The organism is Buttiauxella cochleicola, assembly GCF_021283185.1.
Classification (GTDB): domain Bacteria; phylum Pseudomonadota; class Gammaproteobacteria; order Enterobacterales; family Enterobacteriaceae; genus Buttiauxella; species Buttiauxella massiliensis.
Window position 1 is genome coordinate 23,865 of record NZ_JAJSOS010000010.1, and the last position, 20,799, is coordinate 44,663.

The following is a 20,799-nucleotide window of genomic DNA, read 5'->3' on the forward strand; positions in this document are numbered from 1 at the left end:
GGGCTAGGTAAATTATATTATAAACCCTCATAACATTAAGTTTGCCTTTAATTATGAAAACATGTGCTACTGATAATTCGCAATCACTTGTACCACTGCATTAGCTGGCCCTGGCGCTGTTTCTCCCGTGGTACGGATATATCGGGCAGCCATCTTAATGGTGTTATCTGTCCCGCTAAACGCATTCCCGCCAATAGGGGTATCGCCAGCACCGAATCCTGAATTCAGTGAGTTCGCATCAAAATAACTGTTTAATACGACTGGACTTGCAGGCTCTACTAAATTTTGGCTGCTGTAGTCACCCCAGGCCAGCTGGATACCATAGCCTTGTGCACCGGTACCATCCAGAGCGATAATACCTTCATTGGCATCAATGACTTCGGTGTAGGGAACAATACCGATTGTGACTCGACCATTTTTTATATTATTGGGTGTGATTTTTGCACTGGGCGAAAGTTGATATGGATAATTTGCATTGTTTTGGGCATCTGCAGAACCATGATATCCATATGCGTCAGGGCAAATGAGTTTAAAACTGGCATCTTTCCATTCTGAATGAGTTCTATCAGTCCCATTAAAATCCCCCATGTCGACTCTGACGTCATCACCTTCAATATTACAGGTTCCCGGCTGGAAAATAAGCGTGGCATGTAAAATTCTGGAGTTATTAATATAGTCAATACCTAAGATTCTATCACTGTGACTGCTGGTTATTGTATAATTCGTTGCCACACCGACTAATCCAGCAACCTCAGGCCCTGTCACAGATATGCTACCATTATTTAAAGGGATGTTTTTCCCTGGAATCTTCCAGTATTTAACGCTTATTCTATAAGGTGTTCCTTGAGAAGGGCTATCCTGCCCCCAACCCGTGCTAGCAGGATATACATTGAGAGAACTGGGAGAACCGTTTCCATCATATCTACTAACAGAAATACCAATGCCCGGGACATCAGTTTCATAAATGGTCATCCCCCCAGAATTACCGGCGATGTTTCCTGCGTTAAGTAACGTATATTGTGAATTGTCGTAACCATTACAAGTGGTATAGAATTTCCCAATGACTAAATTATCAATTTCATAGATTACTTGCCAGTCGGATAAATTAGAACCTATAGTTACATTAACGTTTTCAGGTTTTAATTCCATATTGGTGTGTATCGATGTCCAATCAGGTTGTGAGCTGACTGTCTCACAATTAGTTGATCCTGCAAATACTGAAAAAACATGGAAACAAAAAATTAAAATAACTAACTTAAAAAAGGACATATTCACACCTATTGGCAAACGCTGGTAAAACGCTGGATCGCATTTTTACTGTTTTTATTGGATTCGGCTGGTTTTAAGGCATAAGCCACCCGACACTGACTATGCTCATCCTCACCCCATTTAATGGTCAACGTTCCTTTTGGTTTACTGACTTTCACGTAAATGACACCGCCCTGTGACACTGCACCTACGTGGGTATTCTCATCATCAAAAATATCGGCACCAAACGGCAATGGCTCACCCTTCGACGTTGAGACAATCAGTAGCGGTGTGCCTGTGTGGGTATTAAATTTCACTTTCACGACCGAGCCCGCCCGCGGAACAATATCCTGCGCGGTGTTTTCAAACTCCACACCTAAGTCAGAGCCTTCCGGGTTAATCGCCACATGGTTTTGCTGATAAGGCACCAGAGATGGCGACAAAGCGTAACCTGAAGAATCTACCGTGGCACCGGCATAGCCGGACACACTTGCCCCTTCGGCCCCTTTGGCTTCAATCAGCGCATAGTTATCGCTGTTATATGGTGAGAAGGTGACGCCTCCCGAGTGAGCGACAATTCCACCGGACATCCCAACAGAGGTGCTGTTATAGCCGCTCCCGGTACTGTAACTGCCGTTTACCGTCGCCTTACTCCCTTCCCAGGACCCACTGACACTACCGGAACTTCCCGAATAGTTATCATGCGCGCCACTGACGTTGTAGCCGTACCGGTTATCGTCACCAAACGAACCGGACATATTAACCTGCTCACCCCGGCCACCATCGCTGTCCTCGTTATAGCGCATGCTGACATACGGTGTCGCGCCGCCATGCCCCGGCCATAGCGGCATAGAAAGCGTCAGATACCAGGTGGTTTGATCCTGGCCATTTTCTGCTTTGTTTCTGCTGGCGTTAATGCTGTAGTTCAGCCACTTATAGCTATTGGAATACCCCACCTGATATTGCGTGTTATAGCTGTTGCCGTTATTCCAGTAGCTCTGCATGGATGAACTGATATACAGATTGCCCAACCCCAGAGGCAACCCTTGGTTCAGGCTGAGAGAAAACTGATTTTTTGAGCGCCAGATTGTATCAGGATCACCCTCATGTTTAACCGCATCGCGGGTTTGCGCGGCAGTTTGTAAATCCATATAGCCGGAGCTCGAGTAGCGATAAGCCGCGATCGTAATATTACTGTTTGTCTCGTTAATGAGTTTGCTGTAGCTAAGACGATAGCTTTGACCTGCTAAATCGCCGGTTTCACCACCAATATGACTCAAGGATTGCGTGACATCAGCGCTGATGGCCCCGGCTGGGGTGCCAACGGCTGCGCCCACCAGTACGGCCTGATAGTTCTGACTATATTGTGCGCCGGCATAAGCGGTCAGAATATTGGTTAACCCACGCATGTAGGTTGTTTCGTAAAACATCGGTTTTTCGGATAAGTTGTAATCGCGTAACTTACCTGCCGTGGCACTGAACTGTTGGGCTCCGGGGCGCAGTGATTGTGCCAGGGAAGAATAGGGGAGGGAGTATTGCTGGGTACTGCCATCCGCTTCTTCAATGGTAACATCCAGATCGCCGCCATAACCTGTCGGCCCGAGGTCATCAATCAAGAATGCCCCTGGCGCAACGGTGGTCTGATAAAGAATATTGCCCGACTGACGCACGGTGACTTTGGCATTAGTTTTCGCGATACCCCTAATTTCAGGTGCATATCCCCGCTGTGACGCAGGCAGCATGCGATCGTCACTGGCCAGCTGCGCACCGGTATAGGACACTGAATTAAACATTTGCCCTGAGGTGTAATATTGCCCAAGGTATAGATGACCGCGAACAAATTCCGTATCTCTCTGCACATAGGTGTTGGTGCTCTGGTAACCACCGCCGTTATCCTGATCCCAGTTATAAGCACCACTATGGCGGAAATACCATTTACCAATATTTAAACCAACATTCATGGAGGAATAGAATGAACGCGATGTCCCGGCATCACTATAATGCGAGTCATAGGCATTCATATAATAACCCAGCATTAATGCGGGTACGCCACTGTCCCAAAGTGCCGGGTCAATATTTCCGCGTGCCGTGTGCTGTAAATAGATCTGTGGCACTTCAATGTTGAGCTGTTGTTTGTCAGCATCAAATTTAACCGTGGCATCTGGGACCATATGCGCAAGGTCGGTACAGGCAGCCAGTTCAGTAAGACCTTTTCGTGCGTCGAAAGGGATTTTTTCAATATTCAGATTAATTGATTTAATAATATCGGGTGTTAAACAGGCTTCGGCTCTGTTTTTTTCAACCTCTTTGAATGTGACCTCTTCATGCGAAACCAGATTGTTATTAACAATAATATCAATCCGATATTTACCCGGTGCCACACTTGAACCATAGGTGAAGCGGCTAACATCGATTTGGCTCTGCCCTTCTTGACGTAATAACTGGGTGTCGAACTCTGCCGCAGTATCCTCAGGTGAGGCTAGTTTATCTTCTTCTGTATTATTATTTATTTCAGTAGCATTGATGCAAAATGGTGTGAAAAAGACAAACATCGAAAAGCTATATAAATAGATACCAGAAAGAAAACCATTTTTTATGGACACGTTCGTCACCCTATCCGGAAGTTAGCTTTTTGCTTTATGATTAATGAGTGCTCCATAGTCATTGATTGTACTAAATGAGAGCCCATCAATACTGCCCGTATTTTTCAAAGAAAATTGTTGAGACTCACCTGGGGCTATCATCTTTCCATCAATTTCTGATGATGTCCCCTTGTCTTTATAATGAATGGTGAATATCGTGATATTGTATTTTGAATTGTTTTTTGCCGTGGCACCCTGACCATTTAAATGCCAATGTATTTCGTCCGGAGCATCATTGCTGTTACCCTCTAAGCCTTCAGGGCGGTAAAATAATTTAATGCGGGTACGAAATACGACATTCAATTTCTGTTGAGTTTTTGCGCTATTTTTATCCTTTGCAGGGACCTCCAGCACATTAAGCCAAAACAACGACTCCTTGTCAGTGGGCAATGCGGAAGCCCCGGTATAGCTGATGCGGATCGTTTGGCCTTTATTGGGGTCAACCCGATTGATAGGCGGTGTCAGAACAAAGGGCACCGATATCTTTTCAGGGGCTGTTTTTTCATTGCCAGTATCAATCCAGCTTTGGATTAATACTGGCCTGGGGTTTTTATTGGTTAAGCTTATTGTGACTTCATTTTTATTTCCCTGATATATTACTCTGGTTCCATTCATAACAATACTGGCATAATTCGGCTGGCTGAACATCATGCCAGCGCTAAATGCAAAAAATACCCATGCAGATTTTTTACTAAAAGACTTCATATATAAAACACCTAAGTTTTTAACAGGGAAATAAATAAGCTTATTGATACATTAATTCATAATCGACAGTGCTTGTTACGTTACCTTGAGTTGCACTACCCGCTGTTGAAACAAACTCAACGTAATAAAGCATATCCGTTATACCGCCAACATCGGTATTAATTGTCGTTGTAGCTGTATTTGTTACTTGATTTGGATCATTGACCTTAATGATTTTACTGGCCGAATCACGAAGTCTGAACTGCACATTCGTTGCTGCAGAAGCTATTGCAATATTATTTAGATAACCTTGATTATCGCCGTTGGCACTCTTAAAGTTTGCTGCAATTTTTGTTTTTGCAGATGTGCCCAGAGAACAATTTTTTGCGAGGATATGGAAAGGTTCCTGACCTGCTGAAGAATTAGGGTCGATCAGCGCTGAGGCTGATACTTCACCGACGTCAATACTACCGGTACCCTCGGAACCTGCTTCTGCACCTTTGTATTGAAGCGTCACATCACATGTTGCATCGGTAATGTGACCATTAAAGGTAATTGTATTTACTGCTGCTGCGTATGGCAGGCTAACTAAATTTAATGCCAGCACAGTGCCAACAGATATCACCGTTTTTAATTTCATTTACAGCTCCATTTAATTTTTGACTACATTTATTAATGTGCTTAAAGGTTTAAGTAACCTTCATTTAAGATGACAAAACAGTAAAGTTAATTACTGTGGTGTCATTGGATTTGTAACCAACCGATAAACTCATTTGCCGGTGGAGACATTATCTACAGGTCAGTCGGCAGGGGCTATTTTTTTACAGTCCAAATTTCAACCGTGGAATGATGGTGCTTGCTTACCCACTGAGTTAGTGTCAGTTCGCATTAACACAGGTAAGGTACTTACAATGAATACATCAAGGAAAGTCAATATCACTGCACGTGGGGTTAACAAGAACTCCAAAGTCCTTCGCTCCGATGAGGACTTTGAAAGGTGGTACCTGGAACAATTTGATTTCAGTATGTTTACTGAAATGGAAGTTAAAGACGCTATGGAAGAGGAGAGGCCGGAATACTACCCCTGCATCCCGTTACTCCTGGAAGATGGTTATGAAGTGATGTACCTTGAAGAAGACCTTATAGATCAATGGGTTATGAACTTTTACTCGATCAACCTTCCACCACTGTAACGGTCTCGTATCATCTCTGCTAACCTTATAAAAAGTACTTTTATGGGTAAAATAATGAGTAACCACTTAGCGAGTATGGGAATGTCTGGCCCTGCGTGCACACGCGTGGATTCGAGATATCTGAAGATTTTGCTGGATACACTTGATCCTTATTTAACCTACCGGGCCTATCCTGTGGGGAAGCGACTCAGCATCGGCGCAGATAATCAGTCGGACTGTTTTATTATACGCAAGGGCGCTATCTCACTTTACCGGCAACCTGATGACATTTTAGTGGAACTTCTCGAAGCACCAACGATAAGAGGGATCATTCCAATTCATGAGACCTCCCAGTCGCTGCATATACTGCGGGTAATCGAATCCGCAGAAATTGCCATTTTGGACAAAGAACTCTTTTATACATTACTGACAAAACACAACTTGTGGGAACCTTTTGCCAGGCACCTGCAACTGGTGGCCAGTATGGCGGCAGAAGTGTTATTCAAACTCGTTTCTCCGTCTGTTTTCGAGCAGGTTCGATATCAACTCTATGAACTGATGAGCAAACCACAAACGCTGAGGGATTCGATTACGGCAGAGAATTACATCCGTGGTAAAACCCGTCTCTCACGTTCTGCAATCATGAACATGCTTTCTGCATTAAAAAGAGGAGGATACATTAGTATTGAAAACGGGCACTTGATGGATATTAAGCATATACCTATACATTTTTAGATATTAAATTAGATCATTGAAAATGGTTTCAAGATGAGTAGGCCACGCAAAAATCCAGACAGTAGAAGTCTCTTAATGTAGTGGTCAACAAAAACTGGCCGCGGCTTTAGAGTTTTTCCAGAACAATCGTTCTGATTCATTCGGCGTCAAACCACCATTATATTGATGAGGTCTGAGCTGGCTGTAATATCCTGTGATGTAATTCGTTATTGCCGTGCTGGCTTCGCTAAAATTCACGTAGCCATTATCCGGTACCCACTCTGTTTTCAGGCTTCTGAAGAACCGTTCCATTGGGCTGTTATCCCAGCAATTCCCCCGGCGACTCAGGCTTTGCTTTATCTGACACCTCCACAGTAACTGCCTGAAATTCCTGCTGGTATAGTGGCTGCCTTGATCCGAGTGATACAGTAAATTAGCCGGTTTTCCCCGTGTTTCCCAGGCCATCGACAGGGCTTTACCTGTCAGTGCAGAATCCGGGAAAAATGACATCGCCCAGCCAACCGGTTTGCGGGAAAACAAATCGAGTACAACAGCCAGATAAGCCCAGCGTTTTCCCGTCCAGATATAAGCCACATCACCGCACCAGGCCTGATTAGGCTCGGTAACAGCAAACTGGCGATCCAGATAATTAGGGATCTCAATATGTTCCTTATGTAAGCATCCCCGTAATGCGTCGCTCGCCGTATGGCCATCTCGCGGATTGCCGCAGGAAGCTGATTAATCCCCATTAATTCTGGTGCCAGCGTACTGAGCAGTGCTGCCCCATTTTGCTTCATAAATGCATCGAGTGAATGACAAATACTGGTGTGCTGTACCGCTTCATGAGAGCGAATATAACGCCCCGCCACCCACCTAAATTCTCCCTCAACGATTACCAGAGTAGTCCGAGGAAGTCCTGAAAGCCCGCATGGCACAAGCCCTGCGGGCTTTTTTGTGTCTGTGATTTGTGCTGTTTTCCCTTCCCATAAAACAAAAAGCCACCGGCAAATGCCAGTGGCCATCCATAAACTCAAAGACAATTAACGATGATTGATCTTAACTTCCCCGGTAAGTTGAGTAACCGTATTGACTCAACAATAAAGGGATATGGAGCTTTTGATTCGTCTTAGTGACGTTGAAAATCACAGGAACTGACGGGAAGAATGTTTCCTGATTATTTGCCTTGAAATAATCCCCCACTTTAAAGGTCACTTTATAGATGCCTGGTTCCATATCACCGTTGTTCGGGAAAAGTGATTTGATTCTGCCACCGGTATCCGTTTTCGAAGTCGCAAGATGCTTCCAGGAAGAACTTTCTTGTTTGTCCAATTCAACGACTACGCCCTGGGAAGGTAAACCAGTCTGTTGATTGAGAATATGAACACTAAGAGTGCCTTCTGGTGCTGCAAGTGCACTGAAGCTGATCAAGGAGAGAATAGAAGCCGCTAAGATTTTCATTGCGTTAACCTGTTGTGAATTTGTTAACGGATTATATGAACCTACAGACATAATAAAATTAAACTTTTTGTTATATGTCTGCGTCTTTAAGACTGCAATTGGCTTTGATCAGCGACAGCCCTGGTGTAAAAAAATCATCAAGGATTTAAAGAAGTGCGTGAATAGTCTGTAACTCATGAAACTCATAAAAATTCTTTGGAAAACAGCTCGCATTCCGTCTATTAGCGGGTTGGTTAACACTTCCGATTTACGTTATAGTCAGCGCCGCTGCGGCAAAATCCGCAGCCGGGTTTCGCAGCCTGGAAATTACCTTGAGAACACATATATCTCATACTTATGTGTTGCGCCTCCGTTCATCTGTCAAACGCTAATCTGTGTTTGAACATTCAATGGTGGCTCAGGCAGGGCAGCCTTCGGGCTGGCCGGGTCTCCAAGGTAACCGGTACTGCGAACCTTGTCTGAGCTACCACCAATCAAGAGTTTCGCAGCTCCATTGGTGGTCAAAAACACTTACCTTGGAGATGTAAATGACACTTTCACACAGCCCTACTTTCCTACCTTTTCAACAAGACTGGCACAAGGCCGATATCATCGCGGCGCTGCATAAAAAAGGCACCTCGCTGGCTGCCGAATCCCGCGCTGCAGGCTTAAGTTCGACGACTCTTGCCAATGCGCTGATACGCCCATGGGCGAAAGGTGAATTGATAATAAGCAAAGCGATTGACGTACCCGTCGAAATCATCTGGCCGAGCCGCTACTTTAATCCTCAAACAAACGAACCGATCATCCGGTTAATGCGCAACCGTAATCCAAAATAAACAACTAGCGTCATCTGCCTGAATCTTTCACAGGTGACGCTGTAATTAGAAGGGATGAAAACCTTCTGGCTGGATTGACGACTGTGATCAGAATAGTCCCCATATTAAGCCGGTAGAATCATTACCCTAAATGGAACCTGTGATATTATAAGAATGTTTTTGTACAAAAACATTCCAAATGTTAATAAACACCAGCAAATGAAAAAAAGAGTAATGATATTATGAATTATGATGATGCTATTGATGAAGAGAGACGTAAAATGATCTCCCTCAGTGGCGCATGGTTTATTGTTGTGACATTAACACTGTCTGCTTTTGTTTTATTTTATTCCTATTTCCTGGACGATGATAAATATATAACAGTAAATACTTACAGTAAAAACCTTGCATTCATTTATATTTTATTCATATCCACGCTGTGGATTGTTCGCACATTAAATCCTTCTTATCTTGATAAAAACTGGATGAGAAATGCATCAATGCTTATTTTTATTAATGGGCTCATATGGGGGGGCATTGTTTTTTGTTATATCATGGAAAACCGTCTTCTCGGGCCAGTTTTTCTTTGCGTGATCGTATTGTTTTGTGGCGTTGTATCTGGTTATCCCTTAAAGCTAATTTTTGTTTATTGCCTACCTATTTTCAGCTCATTATTACTGGCAACCTTTTTAAAAAATGGATTACTTCAATCCCTGTACATGTCAATTATCCTGGCAGGAATTTGGTTCATTATAAAAACCAGCGACTCTTTAATTAAAAGAAGAATAAACAAGGAGATTGCCACTTCATTAATTTTAGAAAAAAAAGCATTTAATGCGTATAACTATGCCCAAACAGATTATCTGACAGGTGTTTTTAATCGCCGTGGTTTTGAGGTCGAGTTTAAAAAAGCGGTTTCGAGATGTGTGATTCAACAAAAAGCCTTTGCCATCATACTTGTTGATATTGATTTTTTTAAGAAGATAAATGACAGCTTTGGTCATGTCGCTGGCGATGATTGTCTTATCACCGTTGCCGATAAAATTAAAAGTTGTATTAAACCTTTCGCATCAAGCGTTTCTCGATATGGTGGAGATGAATTTATTATTATCATCAATGATGCAACCTCTGCAAAGATCGAGATGCTGTGTAAGCATATCAAAAAATCCATCAATGAAAGTAGCTTGAAATCCATAGGAGACCAGCGCATTTCAGTCACGCAAGGTGCGGCTATTTGTAACGATGCAAAGTATGTAAATGATATTATAAATTGTGCAGACAAAGCTCTTTATGAGGCAAAGGATAATGGAAGAAACTGCTACCGAATATCCAAATAATATATAGCTTACAGAAAGAGATAATGCCCCCAACTGCTGACATAACCAATGAATCGTAAAGGTGGCCAGTCACCTTTACGAGCCAATAAATCAAACCTACTTTCTTGAAAATGAGAATGATTTCAAACCCTCTACACCAACACTTTTCAACATAGTGCAATCATCGCTAAAACAATTCCACGCATTTCATTTAACATAAATCAATATAAATTAAACGCCCTTTACTATTCTGAAGATAAAGTGTGCGAACTTTTATTTTTTAAGTACTTTAAGAAAGAACATATAAACTCTTAACTTCACTATAAAATGGTTACCATGAAAAAATTATTAATTGCAGCTATTACAACTATGGCATTATCTGGTTGCGCTCAACAAACCTTCAAGATTAATGACGGTATTGCTGAAAAACCTTCTCAGGAAACTAAACAAACATTCTTTGTTCAAGGTCTTGGGCAATCTCAGACCATAGATGCCGCTCTTGTTTGTGGTGGGGCTGATAAAGTCATCCGCACAGAAGTACAGGAATCAGGAATGGATGTACTTCTGCGAGTTGTATCACTTGGTATTTATACACCTCGTGAAGCCCGAGTATATTGTTCTAAATAATTATTCTTCGCAGGCATTCATTGAATGCCTGCTGAAGGATGGTCTACCTTTATCAGATATCGCGTAGTTTTGATTACTGACTGGCACAAGCTGCTGATACGGAACCTACCTTGTTTATGGAGAAGGAATTAATGACTGAATCATCACTCCTTCCACTGTCTTTCCCCATGCCGGAAATCCCAGGCGTTACCGTGACGCATGGTGGGCTGCATTATCTGCAACCTGAATTGCTACTGGATTTTATTAGTGTCTCGGCGCTGCCGCTGGCTTCGGTCACCCCGGTTGCGGTGCTCTACGCTGATATCGGCGTCTTGCAGCGCATTGAATTACGTAAAATCCCTGTCCCGATCAAAGGGCGCATTGTTTATCCTGTCAGTTCTCAGGCGCTCCCTAGTCTGCGCGCAAGGCTTATCATTAATGGGCCCTTCAAAAAACTGAAATTCCAGGGCACGTTGATTGCAGCGACGGCGGAGCCATCAGTGCAAAATATGACGCTCATTGGCCTGGCGCTCGAGTTTACAGCCCTTCCGCTATAATTTCAGGCAACGTCTTACTGCCATAAATTCAGAATCGGCAATGCGCCAAATCCTATGTTTATCCACCTTACGATTACTGAATGGTGGGTTCTGTCTCACTCTTAACGCCCTACTACGCCCTACACAAAAAACGTGCTGCAAACCGATTTCCCATCACCTTAATTCGGGTTACAATCAACTAATGACTGTATAAATAAACAGGTTAATTGCTATGAATCTGGCTTTAAATGGCGAAAAGATTGGTCGTAATCAGTTTACCGGCGCGAAAATTGAAAACAGTACTTTCTATAACTGTGACTTTTCAGGGGCTGACCTGACGGGTACAGAGTTTATTGGCTGCCAGTTTTACGACAGGGAAAGCCAGCAAGGTGGTAATTTTAGCCGGGCAATACTGAGGGATGCTGCCTTCAAGAGCTGTGATTTATCGATGGCTGATTTCAGAAACGCAAACGCATTGGGTGTTGAAATCCGCGAGTGTCGGGCCCAGGGCGCAGACTTCCGTGGTGCAAGCTTCATGAATATGATCACAACACGCACCTGGTTTTGCAGTGCATACATCACCAAAACCAACCTGAGTTACGCCAACTTTACTAAGGTAGTGCTTGAGAAGTGTGAGTTGTGGGAAAACCGCTGGAATGGCGCTCAGATACCTGGCGCGACCTTTAGTGGCTCCGATCTCTCCGGGGGAGAGTTTTCTTCATTCGACTGGCGCGCAGCAAACTTTACCCATTGCGATTTAACCAACTCAGAATTGGGTGAATTGGACGTACGCGGCATCGACTTACAAGGAGTAAAACTGGATAATTATCAGGTGATCCAAATCATGGAGCGACTGGGAATAACAATTATCGGCTAGGGCTGCATGATGCAGCGGGTTTCAACTTTCAAACACACAGCACGTTGTATGACATATGTACAATTTAATGCGACCATGCAGACAAACAATTAAATACATGCATTTACGTTATCTCTCCAGATTACGCCCTCTTTTTCTCGTATCATCGGCTGTGTTATTGGTACGAAAAGCGGATGAAATAAGGTATAAAGCGGCATGAAAATTCCAAATCGAATCCAACCGCTGGTTGATGATGGCCTGGTTGACGATGTGCTCCAAAGGCTGAAGAGCGGCAAAGAAGCCGACGTTTACACTGTGTTATGCGGTGGCAATATCCAATGCGCCAAAGTTTACAAAGAAGCATCACAGCGTAGCTTTAAGCAGGCCGTGCAGTACCAGGAAGGGCGAAAAGTCCGTAACTCTCGCAGCACCCGTGCTATGCAAAAAGGCTCGAAATTCGGGCGCAAGCAACAAGAGGAAACCTGGCACACTGCGGAAGTCGATGCGCTGTTCCGTCTTGCTAATGCCGGGGTACGTGTGCCGCAGCCTTACATGTGTCTTGACGGCGTGTTGTTGATGGAGCTAGTGACTGATGCCGATGGTGCAGTGGCTCCTCGCCTAAGTGATGTGACGCTGGATGAAGAGAGCGCTATTGCTGATTTCAATACCATGATCCGCAATATCGTGCGCATGTTGTGTGCAGGCATTGTGCATGGTGACTTGTCTGAGTTTAACGTATTGCTTGATGCGCAAGGGCCGGTCATTATCGACTTGCCGCAAGCCGTCGACGCCGCTGCAAACAACCATGCTGAGTCCATGTTTGAGCGCGATGTGAATAACATCACCGAATACTACGGCCAATTCGCCCCGCATCTGTTGAAGACTCGCTATGCAAAAGAGATCTGGGCGTTATATGAAGACGGGAAATTAACGCCAGAAACACCGTTGACCGGGCTTTTCATCGAAGAGATCCATGATGTGGATATGGATTCATTGATTGATGAAATCATTACCGCAGAAGATGAGTATTACGACCGTCAGCGAGCAGCCAAAGAGCGCGACCAACAGTACGAATGATGAATAAAAAAGCCCGCATAGCAAAAGTTATGCGGGCTTTTTTGTCTTTCCAGACTTAATCGCTAAGGGCAAATACTCTCAACTTAATGGTGGATAAATACAGTTCTTTCCTGATTCCTTCGCTTCATATAACGACTTATCTGCTGAAGCAACAATTTCATCCAGTGTTTTACCATCCCCGGAACTGGCTATTCCACAGCTAAATGTGACCGTTAGATTTTGCTCGCGCCATTTTCTGCGGCTAACGGTATAACGCCAGCTATCAATAATTTCATAGCATTCAGCAAATGTGATTCCGCAGAAGATGGCGACTAGCTCTTCACCGCCAAAACGATAAATAGAATGAGTACCACCTAAACGTTCAAGCCCAATCTTACTTACATGCTGTAAAACGAAATCACCCGTCGGGTGGCCATAGGTATCATTAATTTTTTTAAAGTTATCTAAATCAATCATCGCCAGATGGAAAGGTGTATTTGAACGAACCAGGTTAAGGGCGTCCTCTTCAAACCTGCGGCGGGAACCTATTTTCGTCAGGGTGTCGGTACTTGCAGCCTGTACTGCCTCTTTCAGAGTTTCATTTTTTTTAGCCAACCCCTGACATAACCCGGCAAAATTATGTGGCAACTCATTCACATCATCATTAATATTTTTATAAAGTGTATCGATCCACTGCTTAAAGTATGCTCTGCAAATCAGGGCCATAATAAAGTAGCAAAATATACAGGCCAGAATGACATATACCAGAACAATATAGGAATCGTTTAATAATTTATCGTACTCTTTAATATCAACCGAGGTGAAGGCAATCCAGTCGGGGTTTTGATAGGCCTGATAAAAAACAATCTTGTTGTTTACTTCGTCTCTAAAGTAGCCCGTAGAGTCTTTTGCTTCTCTAATCCACGAATCTGGTACGGTTCGGTTAAAAATATCCTTAACATTGGAGGACATAATTACAGAGCCATCCATTGCTGCGACCTTGAAGTGACCATTATAGGGGACGATAAGCCCCTGCATATTATTGCTCATAGCAACAAAACTCAGATCAAAGGCAATATTACCGATAAATTCAGAATGTTTATCAAAAAGATTCATACTCACGCTTATCGATTTATCTTTCTTTTTTCCAGAGTTGGTTTTTTTTGCCGAAGTATAAGGTTCAGAGTAGAACACTTGATCTTTAAAACCATCCCGGTGATACCAGGGGCGCGAACTTGGTTTATAATTTTCTAATTCAAAAGGTGGATAAAATTTGTAGTTATCTTGATTATCAGAAATGAGTACACTCGACAGCATTTCGTTTGCATTAACTAAAGATGGAATGAGTAAATTCAATTCAGCGTTATTAGAAGAAATGTACTGATTTATATCATATTTATCGATAACACCTGACAAGGAACTAAACAGGACATTAATTTTTCTTATTGGGTTTTCAATGCAGTTATGGGCGCTATTTGATGTAAACCTGTACATAGTTTCATCAAAATGATTTGATGTATTGATTCGAATGTAGAAGAAAGAATAAATAGAAATTAAAAAAAATGGCGCAAGTACAACAGAAATTGTTATTGCCAGAGCGCGTTTTGAAGTTAGTGTTAACATGAGTAAGGAATTCTTAGTTGTTATGCAAAGAAACAGCATAATTCAATAACTATTAAATAGACTTGATGTCTATGATTTAACCATTGCATTCTAAACAAATAACAAATCAATCACTTTTTAATACTCATAAACATGATAAACATCCAGTTAATCGGGCGACTATTATCGTATAACCTATTAAAATAGCAAGCAGTGCTACCCGTGTGGTGTTATTGCATGGTCACGAAAGCGAAGGTGCCCCCGGTAACGTGATTGACGCCTTTAGCCAAGTAGTTATCGGCGGTATCTGTATCGGTCTATTTTCCCATAACCTCGATGCTGGCCACTCATTCAAACAGTATGTTTTGCTGTCCATCGTTGATAGTCTGATCGCGCAAATTCCTTCCCTGCTACTTTCTACTGCTGCAGCAATTATTGTGACCCGAGTGTGTGACAGTAGCGACATCAGTACTGAAACTAACACGCAATTCCTGGTGCGGAGCGGAACTATACGGAGAAATCGATGGGGTGCAGGATACAAACTCGGCTTATGATATGACGATTACCCTGATATTACCGGAGCAAAAAGCGAAGGCGGTGAATCTGGGTTATCAGGTGGTGGATTGTGCAAGCGTCGTCGCAACTCACGTCAATAAAATAGCGCGTAATTACTTGCCTGAGTTGTTTAATTACGACGAAATCACTCATCTACATCATCCCTTGAACCAGCAGGCACCTAAACTGGTAGAAGATTTGGTTGCCAACTTATATATCCTTTTCAGACCCTCTGTTTGGTTATCATAGCTAACCCCGTACCAATTACTTCTCTGATATATATATGACCAATAATAGTAAGATGATATAAACAATTAAGCATACTGCAATGTGTATAGATCATCACTTGAGGAGCAGTAGTAATATAATCATTATGTTATTCGTCATCTACAATGGTAAATGCCGTCCAATAAATGTCAGTAAAAACAGTAATAATACGTTTACTTGTCGTAGCCCCCTTATAGGTCGACATATTTTTCAATTAATTTTAGTAACACTGGCTTATGGCATATATCTTTGATGTTCGCACTCATAATGGTACAGCCATATTTTTAGGGCGATTAAAACTTCCCTTCAAAAGGCTCTACTACACTTTCAATGCAGCACTCATAGTACCCAGATCCAGGCCAGGTCCTATAGTTTGATATTCCTGCACCTCTTCATCGATGATCTACCGATCAAAAACTTCCAAAAAACCGTGCATTCCTTTTTCATTTATCGTCTCCTTAGCTCAGTAAAAGCACTCTATTGCCAATAGGAACAACATGACTATCGAGACTATTTCCCCCGCACAGGCCAAAATTCTTGTCGCCCAAGGAGCCGCGTTGATTGATATCCGCGAGCGGGATGAATATGCGCGTGAGAATATCCCTGAGGCGCATTTGCTCTCTCTTTCGGCCATTGAAAACGGTGACCGCCTTGGCCCCTTCGACCCTTTCGATACTGTGATTTTTCATTGCCAGTCCGGTATGCGCACCACGCAAAATGCTCAAAAGCTGGCTGATGCTGTGGCTCCGGCGAAAGTATTGATCCTCACTGGTGGGTTAGATGCCTGGAAGAAAGACGGGCAGGAAATTCTTGCGGATAAATCACAACCATTACCTTTGATGCGCCAGGTACAAATTGCTGCGGGTACGTTGGTGCTTGCAGGCGTAGTGTTGGGTTACGCAGTACATCCAGGTTTCTTCTTACTCTCAGGATTTGTCGGCGCAGGTTTGCTCTTTGCAGGTATAAGCGGTTTTTGTGGCATGGCGCGTCTGCTCGAAAAAATGCCGTGGAACAAACGTTAGGTTAAATCGACATATACCCTGCAGCTTTGGGCTATGGTTAACCATAGACGTTGTTTATTTATCTTCGTTGAAAGAGGAAAACTATGTTCAAACCAGGCGATCTGGTGCAGCCCAAAAAAGGCGGCCCAAAATATGAAGTTCTGGATGTTCAGGGAGATACTCTGTTCTGTACGCCCAGAAGCATTTTGACAGGCGAAACAGTCACCTTAAAGGCTGAAGACGTTGCGCTGTATAAAGAAGATGACGATTTTGGCGTTTGCTAATGCCTATCTCAGGCGGGTCTTGTTTTGCCCGCCAAACAACGTTTCTCAGTAACCTCTGTCGTAACCTGCAAAAAAGCATTTCACTGCGGTATCCGCATTCACTTCTTTGAAAAAATCAGCCACCAATTCTTTGTCGAGATTGTAGCGACGAGTCAACACCCCTGCTTCCCATGCGGCCCGTTGGCGGTCGCCCGTCTGTTCTGAAATACGATGGCTGAACCCCAGCACAAATCCGCGTTTATAGTCCGGGCAAAAGCGAGTGACTCTGGTGACACTGTCAGCTTCACGGGCTTTCAGCCCTGCCATCAATCCCTTTCCAAAATGATTATCCACTTGAATGCTCCTGTTGATTAAATCGTTATATAACAAATTATATAACGATTTTTCAGGCCCTGGGTAGCCTTAAAACTGAGGCAACGCCTGAAAAATTAACCATTTGATTTTAAATAAAAAATTAATAGCCAAACGACAAAATCAGGAAACTCTGCCTGAGATGTCTCATTTAGCGGATTTTATTGACGAAATGCCTTTAAATAAAAATTTATCACTAATTGTCTAATTGCATGCAGGGATATAATCTAGCCGCCATAAACAAATCATTTATTAGCACTACCATTTACACCAAATGGCAGTGTATATCGCTAATTATCATGCGGAGTTGGAATAATGTTTTCTCCTGAGTCACGCCTGCGCCATGCAGTCGCAGATACTTTTGCGATGGTAGTGTATTGCTCGGTTGTGAACATGATGATTGAAATCTTTCTCTCAGGCATGAGTTTTGAGCAATCACTCTCTTCGCGCCTGGTCGCCATTCCCGTAAACATCCTGATTGCCTGGCCATACGGTTTTTACCGTGATGCATTTATGCGTTTTACCAAACGCTATAGCCAGGCCAGTTGGGCGAAAAATCTCGCCGATGTACTGGCTTACGTGACGTTCCAGTCACCTGTATATGTTGCTATTTTGTGGTCGGTCGGAGCTGACTGGAATCAAATAGTCGCGGCGGTAAGCTCAAATATCATCGTCTCAATGCTTATGGGCGCTGCGTATGGCTATTTTCTTGATTATTGCCGTCGCTTATTCCGTATCAGCGGTTATCGAAGCGCAAAAGCAGAGGTGTGATAGCGTTGAGGTGTGAACCCAACAACGCCTCATTCGAATTAGTGCTCGCCAAATAAGCCAGACAAGTAACGTTCCAGGGCGACGCGTGAACTAAATCCATGCGGAATACCGTAATGCTGATGAGTTTCACCAGCCAGATAGAGTGGAAATTGCTGATAATGATCGCAGGTTTTTACATCTGTCGCAGGCTCTGCCAGAGTCTGGCTTCGTTCTTTTAACGTGGGGTGAATGATCAAAGCTGTTCGCCCCATCCGCGCCTCACGATTTACATAAACGTAGTTTTCCCCACGCCGGTATCCGTAGGTTTTCGGTGTCACTATATCCATGGTAAAACCGGCTTTTTCAAGAACGCGGGCCACCTCATCAGGTCGTAAATACATATTTTTTCCTCGTCATCTTCTATTGCAGCGCAACCTTACAATAACCAGCATTAGCAACGCTTTCAGATTAGTCCATAAAGACGGTGAAAGAGAGTGAACTGACTCATTACTAAAAATTATGGTCTACACTGAGTAGTACATCGCAAAAAGGGAGAAACCAATGTTTAACCGCGTAAATCGAAATGATGTAGACGAAGGCGTTGATGATATTAACCGTGACGTGAACCAACTGGCTGACACGCTGGAAGAGGTTCTTAAATCGTTCGGTAGCGATGTTAAAGAAGAAGGGGAAGCTGCCCGCAAAAAAGCGGAGTCTCTGCTTAAAGAGACAAGAGCTCGCCTTCATGGTCGCACCCGCGTAAAACAGGCTGCTTGTGATGCAGTAGGTTGTGCAGATACATATGTGCGCGATAAACCATGGCAGAGCGTGGGTATCAGCGCCGCTGTAGGTATTTTCATCGGGGCTTTATTAGCTTCCCGTCGATAATCCGAAAAGTGTAGTGATAATAAATATGCGTCTAACCCCGGAGCCACTTCCGGGGTTTTTTATATCCGTCATACCTCAAACTACATCTTTGTGGCTGTTTGATTTCAGCTAATCGCATCGCGTAGATGTTTTGCGGCTTTTAACGCCATAGTTTGTGAGGTGAGATTAGTAAAACTCATCAATATTCCCCCTTCCCCTTTTGAAACGATGCGCCAGTCGCTTAAAGCCTGCACCGCAAGCCCTGCCTCGCGAGCCTTAGCCACCAGTACACGGTCATCACCCTTTACGCGCATCACCAGTTGAATACCTCCCGCCTGTGGGACGACATCAAACCCCTGTTGTTGCAACGCACTCTCCAGCCATACTCTTCGCTCGCTGTAGCACAAACGCATCTTTTTAAGATGCCGCCAGAAATGCCCTTCGCGCAGGAAATCTGCAATGGTTTGCTGAATCAACAATGGAGCAGTGCATGGCAGGAAATGTGTGTGCTGTGAAAATGCCTCAACCTCCTGTTGCGGCACCACCAGCCAGGCGACTCGTAAAGCGGGAAACAAAGATTTGCTGAACGTTCCGGCATAGATAACGCGCTGCGGACCATCAAGGCTTTTTATCGGCGGCAGCGGTTTTCCGTGGTAGCGGAACTCACTGTCGTAATCGTCCTCAACAATCCAGCTATGATTTGTCGCAGCCCAGTCAAGCAACTGGCGACGGCGAGTTATTGATAAAGCCACGCCCAGCGGGCTTTGATGAGCCGGGGTCAATAGTGCAAAACGCGCATCTGGGAAATGGTTAATACCATAATCAATCTGCATCCCTTCACCATCGACCGGCACCGGATGTAATGCCATGCCCGCTTCTGAAAATACCGGGCGCACATAGCGATAACCGGGATCTTCGAGCCAGATTCCGTCACCAGGTTTGGCAAGGGTATGCACAACCAGCCTCATTGCAGCCTGAAAACCTGCGGTGATAAAAATCTGCTCCGGCTGGCAGTCGATGCTGCGTGAGAAACGCAAATAATCGGCAATGGCCTGGCGCAATGTCGATTCCCCGTTCGCTTCGGGTAACACGAGATCGTAGCGTGTTTGCAGACGTAAGCGCCGTCCCATAATTCGCGCCCACAATGCACGTGGGAATGCATCCAGCGCGGGTAAACCCACCTGGAACGGACGTGGTGTACCTTGCGGTTGGCTGGTTGTAGTCTCGGGGTTATTTGCGCCTTTCGTCACCGACAAGCTGACAAAGGTCCCTGCCTGGCCACGTCTTTCCAGCCACCCTTGCGCAACCAACTCCCCGTAGGCATTTTCCACGGTTGCCCGGGCCACCCCAAGTTCCAGCGCCATGGTGCGACTTGATGGCAAGCGGCTTCCGGCAACCAGCTCGCCATCACTGATAGCCTGCTTAAGCTGCCTCGCGATTTGCTGGTAACGCGGAATCGAATGATGAGCACTCACTACGGGTTCAATCGACTTTGCCATTATGGCCTGCTTTATTAGTTAATTTATGGCTCTCTTTAGTAGTCCATCATAGTGTTAAATTGCCCGCACACCAACACGAGGATTACCCCATGATTGAATTACGCCAGCCTTACTACGACCTTTCCCCAGCCGTATTCAAGCCAATGCTTCAGGCACTGAAAGGTCTGGAGTCGAGCTCACTCGGCTCGACCCTGATTGAACTTGTTTTCCTGCGCGTCTCGCAAATTAACGGCTGCGCCTATTGCCTCGAGATGCACTCAAAAGCACTGCGCAAAGATGGCGTAGACCAGACCAAGCTAGATGCATTGGCGGGCTGGAAAGTGAGTAATCACTTCAGTGAAAAAGAGCGCGCGGCATTAGCCTGGGCCGAAGCCATCACTCTTATCACTGAAGGCGCGGAAGATGCGGTTTATCAGCCACTACTGCAATTCTTCACCGCACAAGAGATTAGCGATCTTACTTTCACTGCAAGTCTGATGAATGCGTTCAACCGCCTGGCGATCAGTATGCGTATGTAGTTTTTTCTGGTCGGATTGGC

22 protein-coding genes and 3 pseudogenes are annotated in these 20,799 nt (G+C 44.2%); 14 read left to right on the forward strand and 11 right to left on the reverse strand.

The features are described from left to right. Positions 1–66: 66 nt before the first annotated feature. From LVQ76_RS15800 to LVQ76_RS15815, 4 genes are read right to left on the reverse strand one after another with little or no spacing between them, the layout of a single operon-like run. Positions 67–1,269 (reverse strand): fimbrial protein, encoded by a 1,203-nt coding sequence (locus LVQ76_RS15800; RefSeq protein WP_232922028.1) that lies wholly within the window; start codon positions 1,267–1,269, stop codon positions 67–69. Between the two features lie 8 nt (positions 1,270–1,277). Then, the gene (locus LVQ76_RS15805) at positions 1,278–3,851 is read right to left on the reverse strand and encodes a fimbria/pilus outer membrane usher protein (RefSeq protein WP_232922029.1); all 2,574 of its coding nucleotides are present in this window, start codon (positions 3,849–3,851) and stop codon (positions 1,278–1,280) included. Positions 3,852–3,872: 21 nt separating this feature from the next. After that, complete coding sequence (locus tag LVQ76_RS15810; RefSeq protein ID WP_232922030.1) at positions 3,873–4,595, reverse strand: fimbrial biogenesis chaperone; 723 nt, start codon at positions 4,593–4,595, stop codon at positions 3,873–3,875. Between the two features lie 40 nt (positions 4,596–4,635). Next, on the reverse strand, positions 4,636–5,214 hold the full coding sequence (locus LVQ76_RS15815) for a fimbrial protein (protein ID WP_232922031.1): 579 nt from the start codon (positions 5,212–5,214) through the stop codon (positions 4,636–4,638). A 271-nt stretch (positions 5,215–5,485) separates the two neighbouring features. Between LVQ76_RS15815 and LVQ76_RS15820 the strand changes: the two genes are divergently transcribed. Then, positions 5,486–5,767 (forward strand): hypothetical protein, encoded by a 282-nt coding sequence (locus LVQ76_RS15820; RefSeq protein WP_232922032.1) that lies wholly within the window; start codon positions 5,486–5,488, stop codon positions 5,765–5,767. Positions 5,768–5,821: 54 nt separating this feature from the next. Then, positions 5,822–6,481 (forward strand): helix-turn-helix domain-containing protein, encoded by a 660-nt coding sequence (locus LVQ76_RS15825; protein ID WP_232922033.1) that lies wholly within the window; start codon positions 5,822–5,824, stop codon positions 6,479–6,481. A gap of 84 nt (positions 6,482–6,565) precedes the next feature. Here the strand turns inward: LVQ76_RS15825 and LVQ76_RS15830 are convergent. The 3 genes and pseudogenes from LVQ76_RS15830 to uraH all read right to left on the reverse strand — a co-directional run. Beyond that, positions 6,566–7,129 (reverse strand): annotated as a pseudogene (locus LVQ76_RS15830) (IS3 family transposase); the annotation flags it as partial. A gap of 74 nt (positions 7,130–7,203) precedes the next feature. Further along, a pseudogene (locus LVQ76_RS15835) lies at positions 7,204–7,482 on the reverse strand (phage polarity suppression protein); the annotation flags it as partial. A gap of 34 nt (positions 7,483–7,516) precedes the next feature. Next, positions 7,517–7,918 (reverse strand): hydroxyisourate hydrolase, encoded by a 402-nt coding sequence (gene uraH / locus LVQ76_RS15840; RefSeq protein ID WP_232866656.1) that lies wholly within the window; start codon positions 7,916–7,918, stop codon positions 7,517–7,519. 527 nt (positions 7,919–8,445) lie between these two features. Here uraH and LVQ76_RS15845 point away from each other — a divergent pair. The 6 genes from LVQ76_RS15845 (at position 8,446) to LVQ76_RS15870 (ending at position 13,106) form a co-directional block, all read left to right on the forward strand. Beyond that, on the forward strand, positions 8,446–8,736 hold the full coding sequence (locus LVQ76_RS15845; RefSeq protein WP_232922034.1) for a helix-turn-helix domain-containing protein: 291 nt from the start codon (positions 8,446–8,448) through the stop codon (positions 8,734–8,736). Positions 8,737–8,957: 221 nt separating this feature from the next. Then, positions 8,958–10,052 (forward strand): GGDEF domain-containing protein, encoded by a 1,095-nt coding sequence (locus LVQ76_RS15850; protein ID WP_232922035.1) that lies wholly within the window; start codon positions 8,958–8,960, stop codon positions 10,050–10,052. Positions 10,053–10,367: 315 nt separating this feature from the next. Next, entirely contained in the window at positions 10,368–10,658 is a 291-nt protein-coding gene (locus LVQ76_RS15855; protein WP_232866650.1) for a Bor family protein, read from the forward strand. A 131-nt stretch (positions 10,659–10,789) separates the two neighbouring features. Then, a complete protein-coding gene (locus tag LVQ76_RS15860; protein WP_232922036.1) occupies positions 10,790–11,194 on the forward strand; it encodes a dTDP-glucose pyrophosphorylase in 405 nt (134 codons plus the stop codon). Positions 11,195–11,405: 211 nt separating this feature from the next. Further along, the gene (locus LVQ76_RS15865; protein ID WP_232922037.1) at positions 11,406–12,050 is read left to right on the forward strand and encodes a Qnr family pentapeptide repeat protein; all 645 of its coding nucleotides are present in this window, start codon (positions 11,406–11,408) and stop codon (positions 12,048–12,050) included. Between the two features lie 195 nt (positions 12,051–12,245). After that, complete coding sequence (locus LVQ76_RS15870) at positions 12,246–13,106, forward strand: PA4780 family RIO1-like protein kinase (RefSeq protein ID WP_232922038.1); 861 nt, start codon at positions 12,246–12,248, stop codon at positions 13,104–13,106. Between the two features lie 78 nt (positions 13,107–13,184). Here the strand turns inward: LVQ76_RS15870 and LVQ76_RS15875 are convergent, their stop codons facing one another. After that, the gene (locus LVQ76_RS15875) at positions 13,185–14,708 is read right to left on the reverse strand and encodes a sensor domain-containing diguanylate cyclase (protein WP_232905244.1); all 1,524 of its coding nucleotides are present in this window, start codon (positions 14,706–14,708) and stop codon (positions 13,185–13,187) included. 272 nt (positions 14,709–14,980) lie between these two features. On the opposite strand from LVQ76_RS15875, the pseudogene LVQ76_RS15880 reads away from it, so the two are divergent. The 3 genes and pseudogenes from LVQ76_RS15880 to LVQ76_RS15890 all read left to right on the forward strand — a co-directional run. Beyond that, positions 14,981–15,455: pseudogene (locus LVQ76_RS15880) on the forward strand (FHIPEP family type III secretion protein); the annotation flags it as partial. A 551-nt stretch (positions 15,456–16,006) separates the two neighbouring features. After that, positions 16,007–16,531 carry a rhodanese family protein gene (locus LVQ76_RS15885; RefSeq protein WP_232922039.1) on the forward strand — a complete coding sequence of 175 codons (525 nt, stop codon included), beginning with the start codon at positions 16,007–16,009 and terminating at the stop codon, positions 16,529–16,531. 83 nt (positions 16,532–16,614) lie between these two features. Then, a complete protein-coding gene (locus LVQ76_RS15890) occupies positions 16,615–16,794 on the forward strand; it encodes a GDFGVC terminal motif YodC-like protein (protein WP_232905243.1) in 180 nt (59 codons plus the stop codon). A gap of 45 nt (positions 16,795–16,839) precedes the next feature. On the opposite strand, the gene LVQ76_RS15895 is transcribed toward LVQ76_RS15890, so the two are convergent. Beyond that, complete coding sequence (locus tag LVQ76_RS15895) at positions 16,840–17,127, reverse strand: DUF2623 family protein (RefSeq protein ID WP_232866637.1); 288 nt, start codon at positions 17,125–17,127, stop codon at positions 16,840–16,842. A gap of 333 nt (positions 17,128–17,460) precedes the next feature. Here LVQ76_RS15895 and alaE point away from each other — a divergent pair, with 333 nt between their 5' ends. Continuing rightward, entirely contained in the window at positions 17,461–17,916 is a 456-nt protein-coding gene (gene alaE, locus LVQ76_RS15900) for an L-alanine exporter AlaE (protein ID WP_064513254.1), read from the forward strand. Between the two features lie 38 nt (positions 17,917–17,954). Here the strand turns inward: alaE and LVQ76_RS15905 are convergent, their stop codons facing one another. After that, positions 17,955–18,296: a DUF2002 family protein gene (locus tag LVQ76_RS15905; RefSeq protein WP_064513255.1), complete on the reverse strand. Its 342-nt coding sequence runs from the start codon at positions 18,294–18,296 to the stop codon at positions 17,955–17,957. A 160-nt stretch (positions 18,297–18,456) separates the two neighbouring features. Here LVQ76_RS15905 and LVQ76_RS15910 point away from each other — a divergent pair, with 160 nt between their 5' ends. Next, positions 18,457–18,783, forward strand: a complete 327-nt coding sequence (locus LVQ76_RS15910; protein ID WP_034457412.1) for an ElaB/YgaM/YqjD family protein — start codon at positions 18,457–18,459, stop codon at positions 18,781–18,783. A 104-nt stretch (positions 18,784–18,887) separates the two neighbouring features. Here LVQ76_RS15910 and pdxR read toward each other — a convergent pair whose 3' ends face one another. Then, the gene (pdxR, locus tag LVQ76_RS15915) at positions 18,888–20,219 is read right to left on the reverse strand and encodes a MocR-like pyridoxine biosynthesis transcription factor PdxR (protein ID WP_232922085.1); all 1,332 of its coding nucleotides are present in this window, start codon (positions 20,217–20,219) and stop codon (positions 18,888–18,890) included. A gap of 131 nt (positions 20,220–20,350) precedes the next feature. On the opposite strand from pdxR, the gene LVQ76_RS15920 reads away from it, so the two are divergent. Beyond that, positions 20,351–20,779: a carboxymuconolactone decarboxylase family protein gene (locus tag LVQ76_RS15920; protein ID WP_232866635.1), complete on the forward strand. Its 429-nt coding sequence runs from the start codon at positions 20,351–20,353 to the stop codon at positions 20,777–20,779. Positions 20,780–20,799: the final 20 nt, after the last annotated feature.

Bases quoted from the DNA above. Each gene is read 5' to 3' on its own strand.
- LVQ76_RS15910 (WP_034457412.1), top strand. From the start codon at position 18,457: ATGTTTAACCGCGTAAATCGAAATGATGTAGACGAAGGCGTTGATGAT.
- LVQ76_RS15890 (WP_232905243.1), top strand. From the start codon at position 16,615: ATGTTCAAACCAGGCGATCTGGTGCAGCCCAAAAAAGGCGGCCCAAAA.
- LVQ76_RS15920 (WP_232866635.1), top strand. From the start codon at position 20,351: ATGATTGAATTACGCCAGCCTTACTACGACCTTTCCCCAGCCGTATTC.
- LVQ76_RS15800 (WP_232922028.1), bottom strand. From the start codon at position 1,269: ATGTCCTTTTTTAAGTTAGTTATTTTAATTTTTTGTTTCCATGTTTTT.
- LVQ76_RS15850 (WP_232922035.1), top strand. From the start codon at position 8,958: ATGAATTATGATGATGCTATTGATGAAGAGAGACGTAAAATGATCTCC.
- LVQ76_RS15865 (WP_232922037.1), top strand. From the start codon at position 11,406: ATGAATCTGGCTTTAAATGGCGAAAAGATTGGTCGTAATCAGTTTACC.
- alaE (WP_064513254.1), top strand. From the start codon at position 17,461: ATGTTTTCTCCTGAGTCACGCCTGCGCCATGCAGTCGCAGATACTTTT.
- LVQ76_RS15870 (WP_232922038.1), top strand. From the start codon at position 12,246: ATGAAAATTCCAAATCGAATCCAACCGCTGGTTGATGATGGCCTGGTT.
- LVQ76_RS15905 (WP_064513255.1), bottom strand. From the start codon at position 18,296: ATGTATTTACGACCTGATGAGGTGGCCCGCGTTCTTGAAAAAGCCGGT.
- LVQ76_RS15860 (WP_232922036.1), top strand. From the start codon at position 10,790: ATGACTGAATCATCACTCCTTCCACTGTCTTTCCCCATGCCGGAAATC.
- LVQ76_RS15820 (WP_232922032.1), top strand. From the start codon at position 5,486: ATGAATACATCAAGGAAAGTCAATATCACTGCACGTGGGGTTAACAAG.
- LVQ76_RS15875 (WP_232905244.1), bottom strand. From the start codon at position 14,708: ATGTTAACACTAACTTCAAAACGCGCTCTGGCAATAACAATTTCTGTT.
- LVQ76_RS15815 (WP_232922031.1), bottom strand. From the start codon at position 5,214: ATGAAATTAAAAACGGTGATATCTGTTGGCACTGTGCTGGCATTAAAT.
- uraH (WP_232866656.1), bottom strand. From the start codon at position 7,918: ATGAAAATCTTAGCGGCTTCTATTCTCTCCTTGATCAGCTTCAGTGCA.
- LVQ76_RS15885 (WP_232922039.1), top strand. From the start codon at position 16,007: ATGACTATCGAGACTATTTCCCCCGCACAGGCCAAAATTCTTGTCGCC.
- LVQ76_RS15855 (WP_232866650.1), top strand. From the start codon at position 10,368: ATGAAAAAATTATTAATTGCAGCTATTACAACTATGGCATTATCTGGT.
- LVQ76_RS15845 (WP_232922034.1), top strand. From the start codon at position 8,446: ATGACACTTTCACACAGCCCTACTTTCCTACCTTTTCAACAAGACTGG.
- LVQ76_RS15825 (WP_232922033.1), top strand. From the start codon at position 5,822: ATGAGTAACCACTTAGCGAGTATGGGAATGTCTGGCCCTGCGTGCACA.
- LVQ76_RS15810 (WP_232922030.1), bottom strand. From the start codon at position 4,595: ATGAAGTCTTTTAGTAAAAAATCTGCATGGGTATTTTTTGCATTTAGC.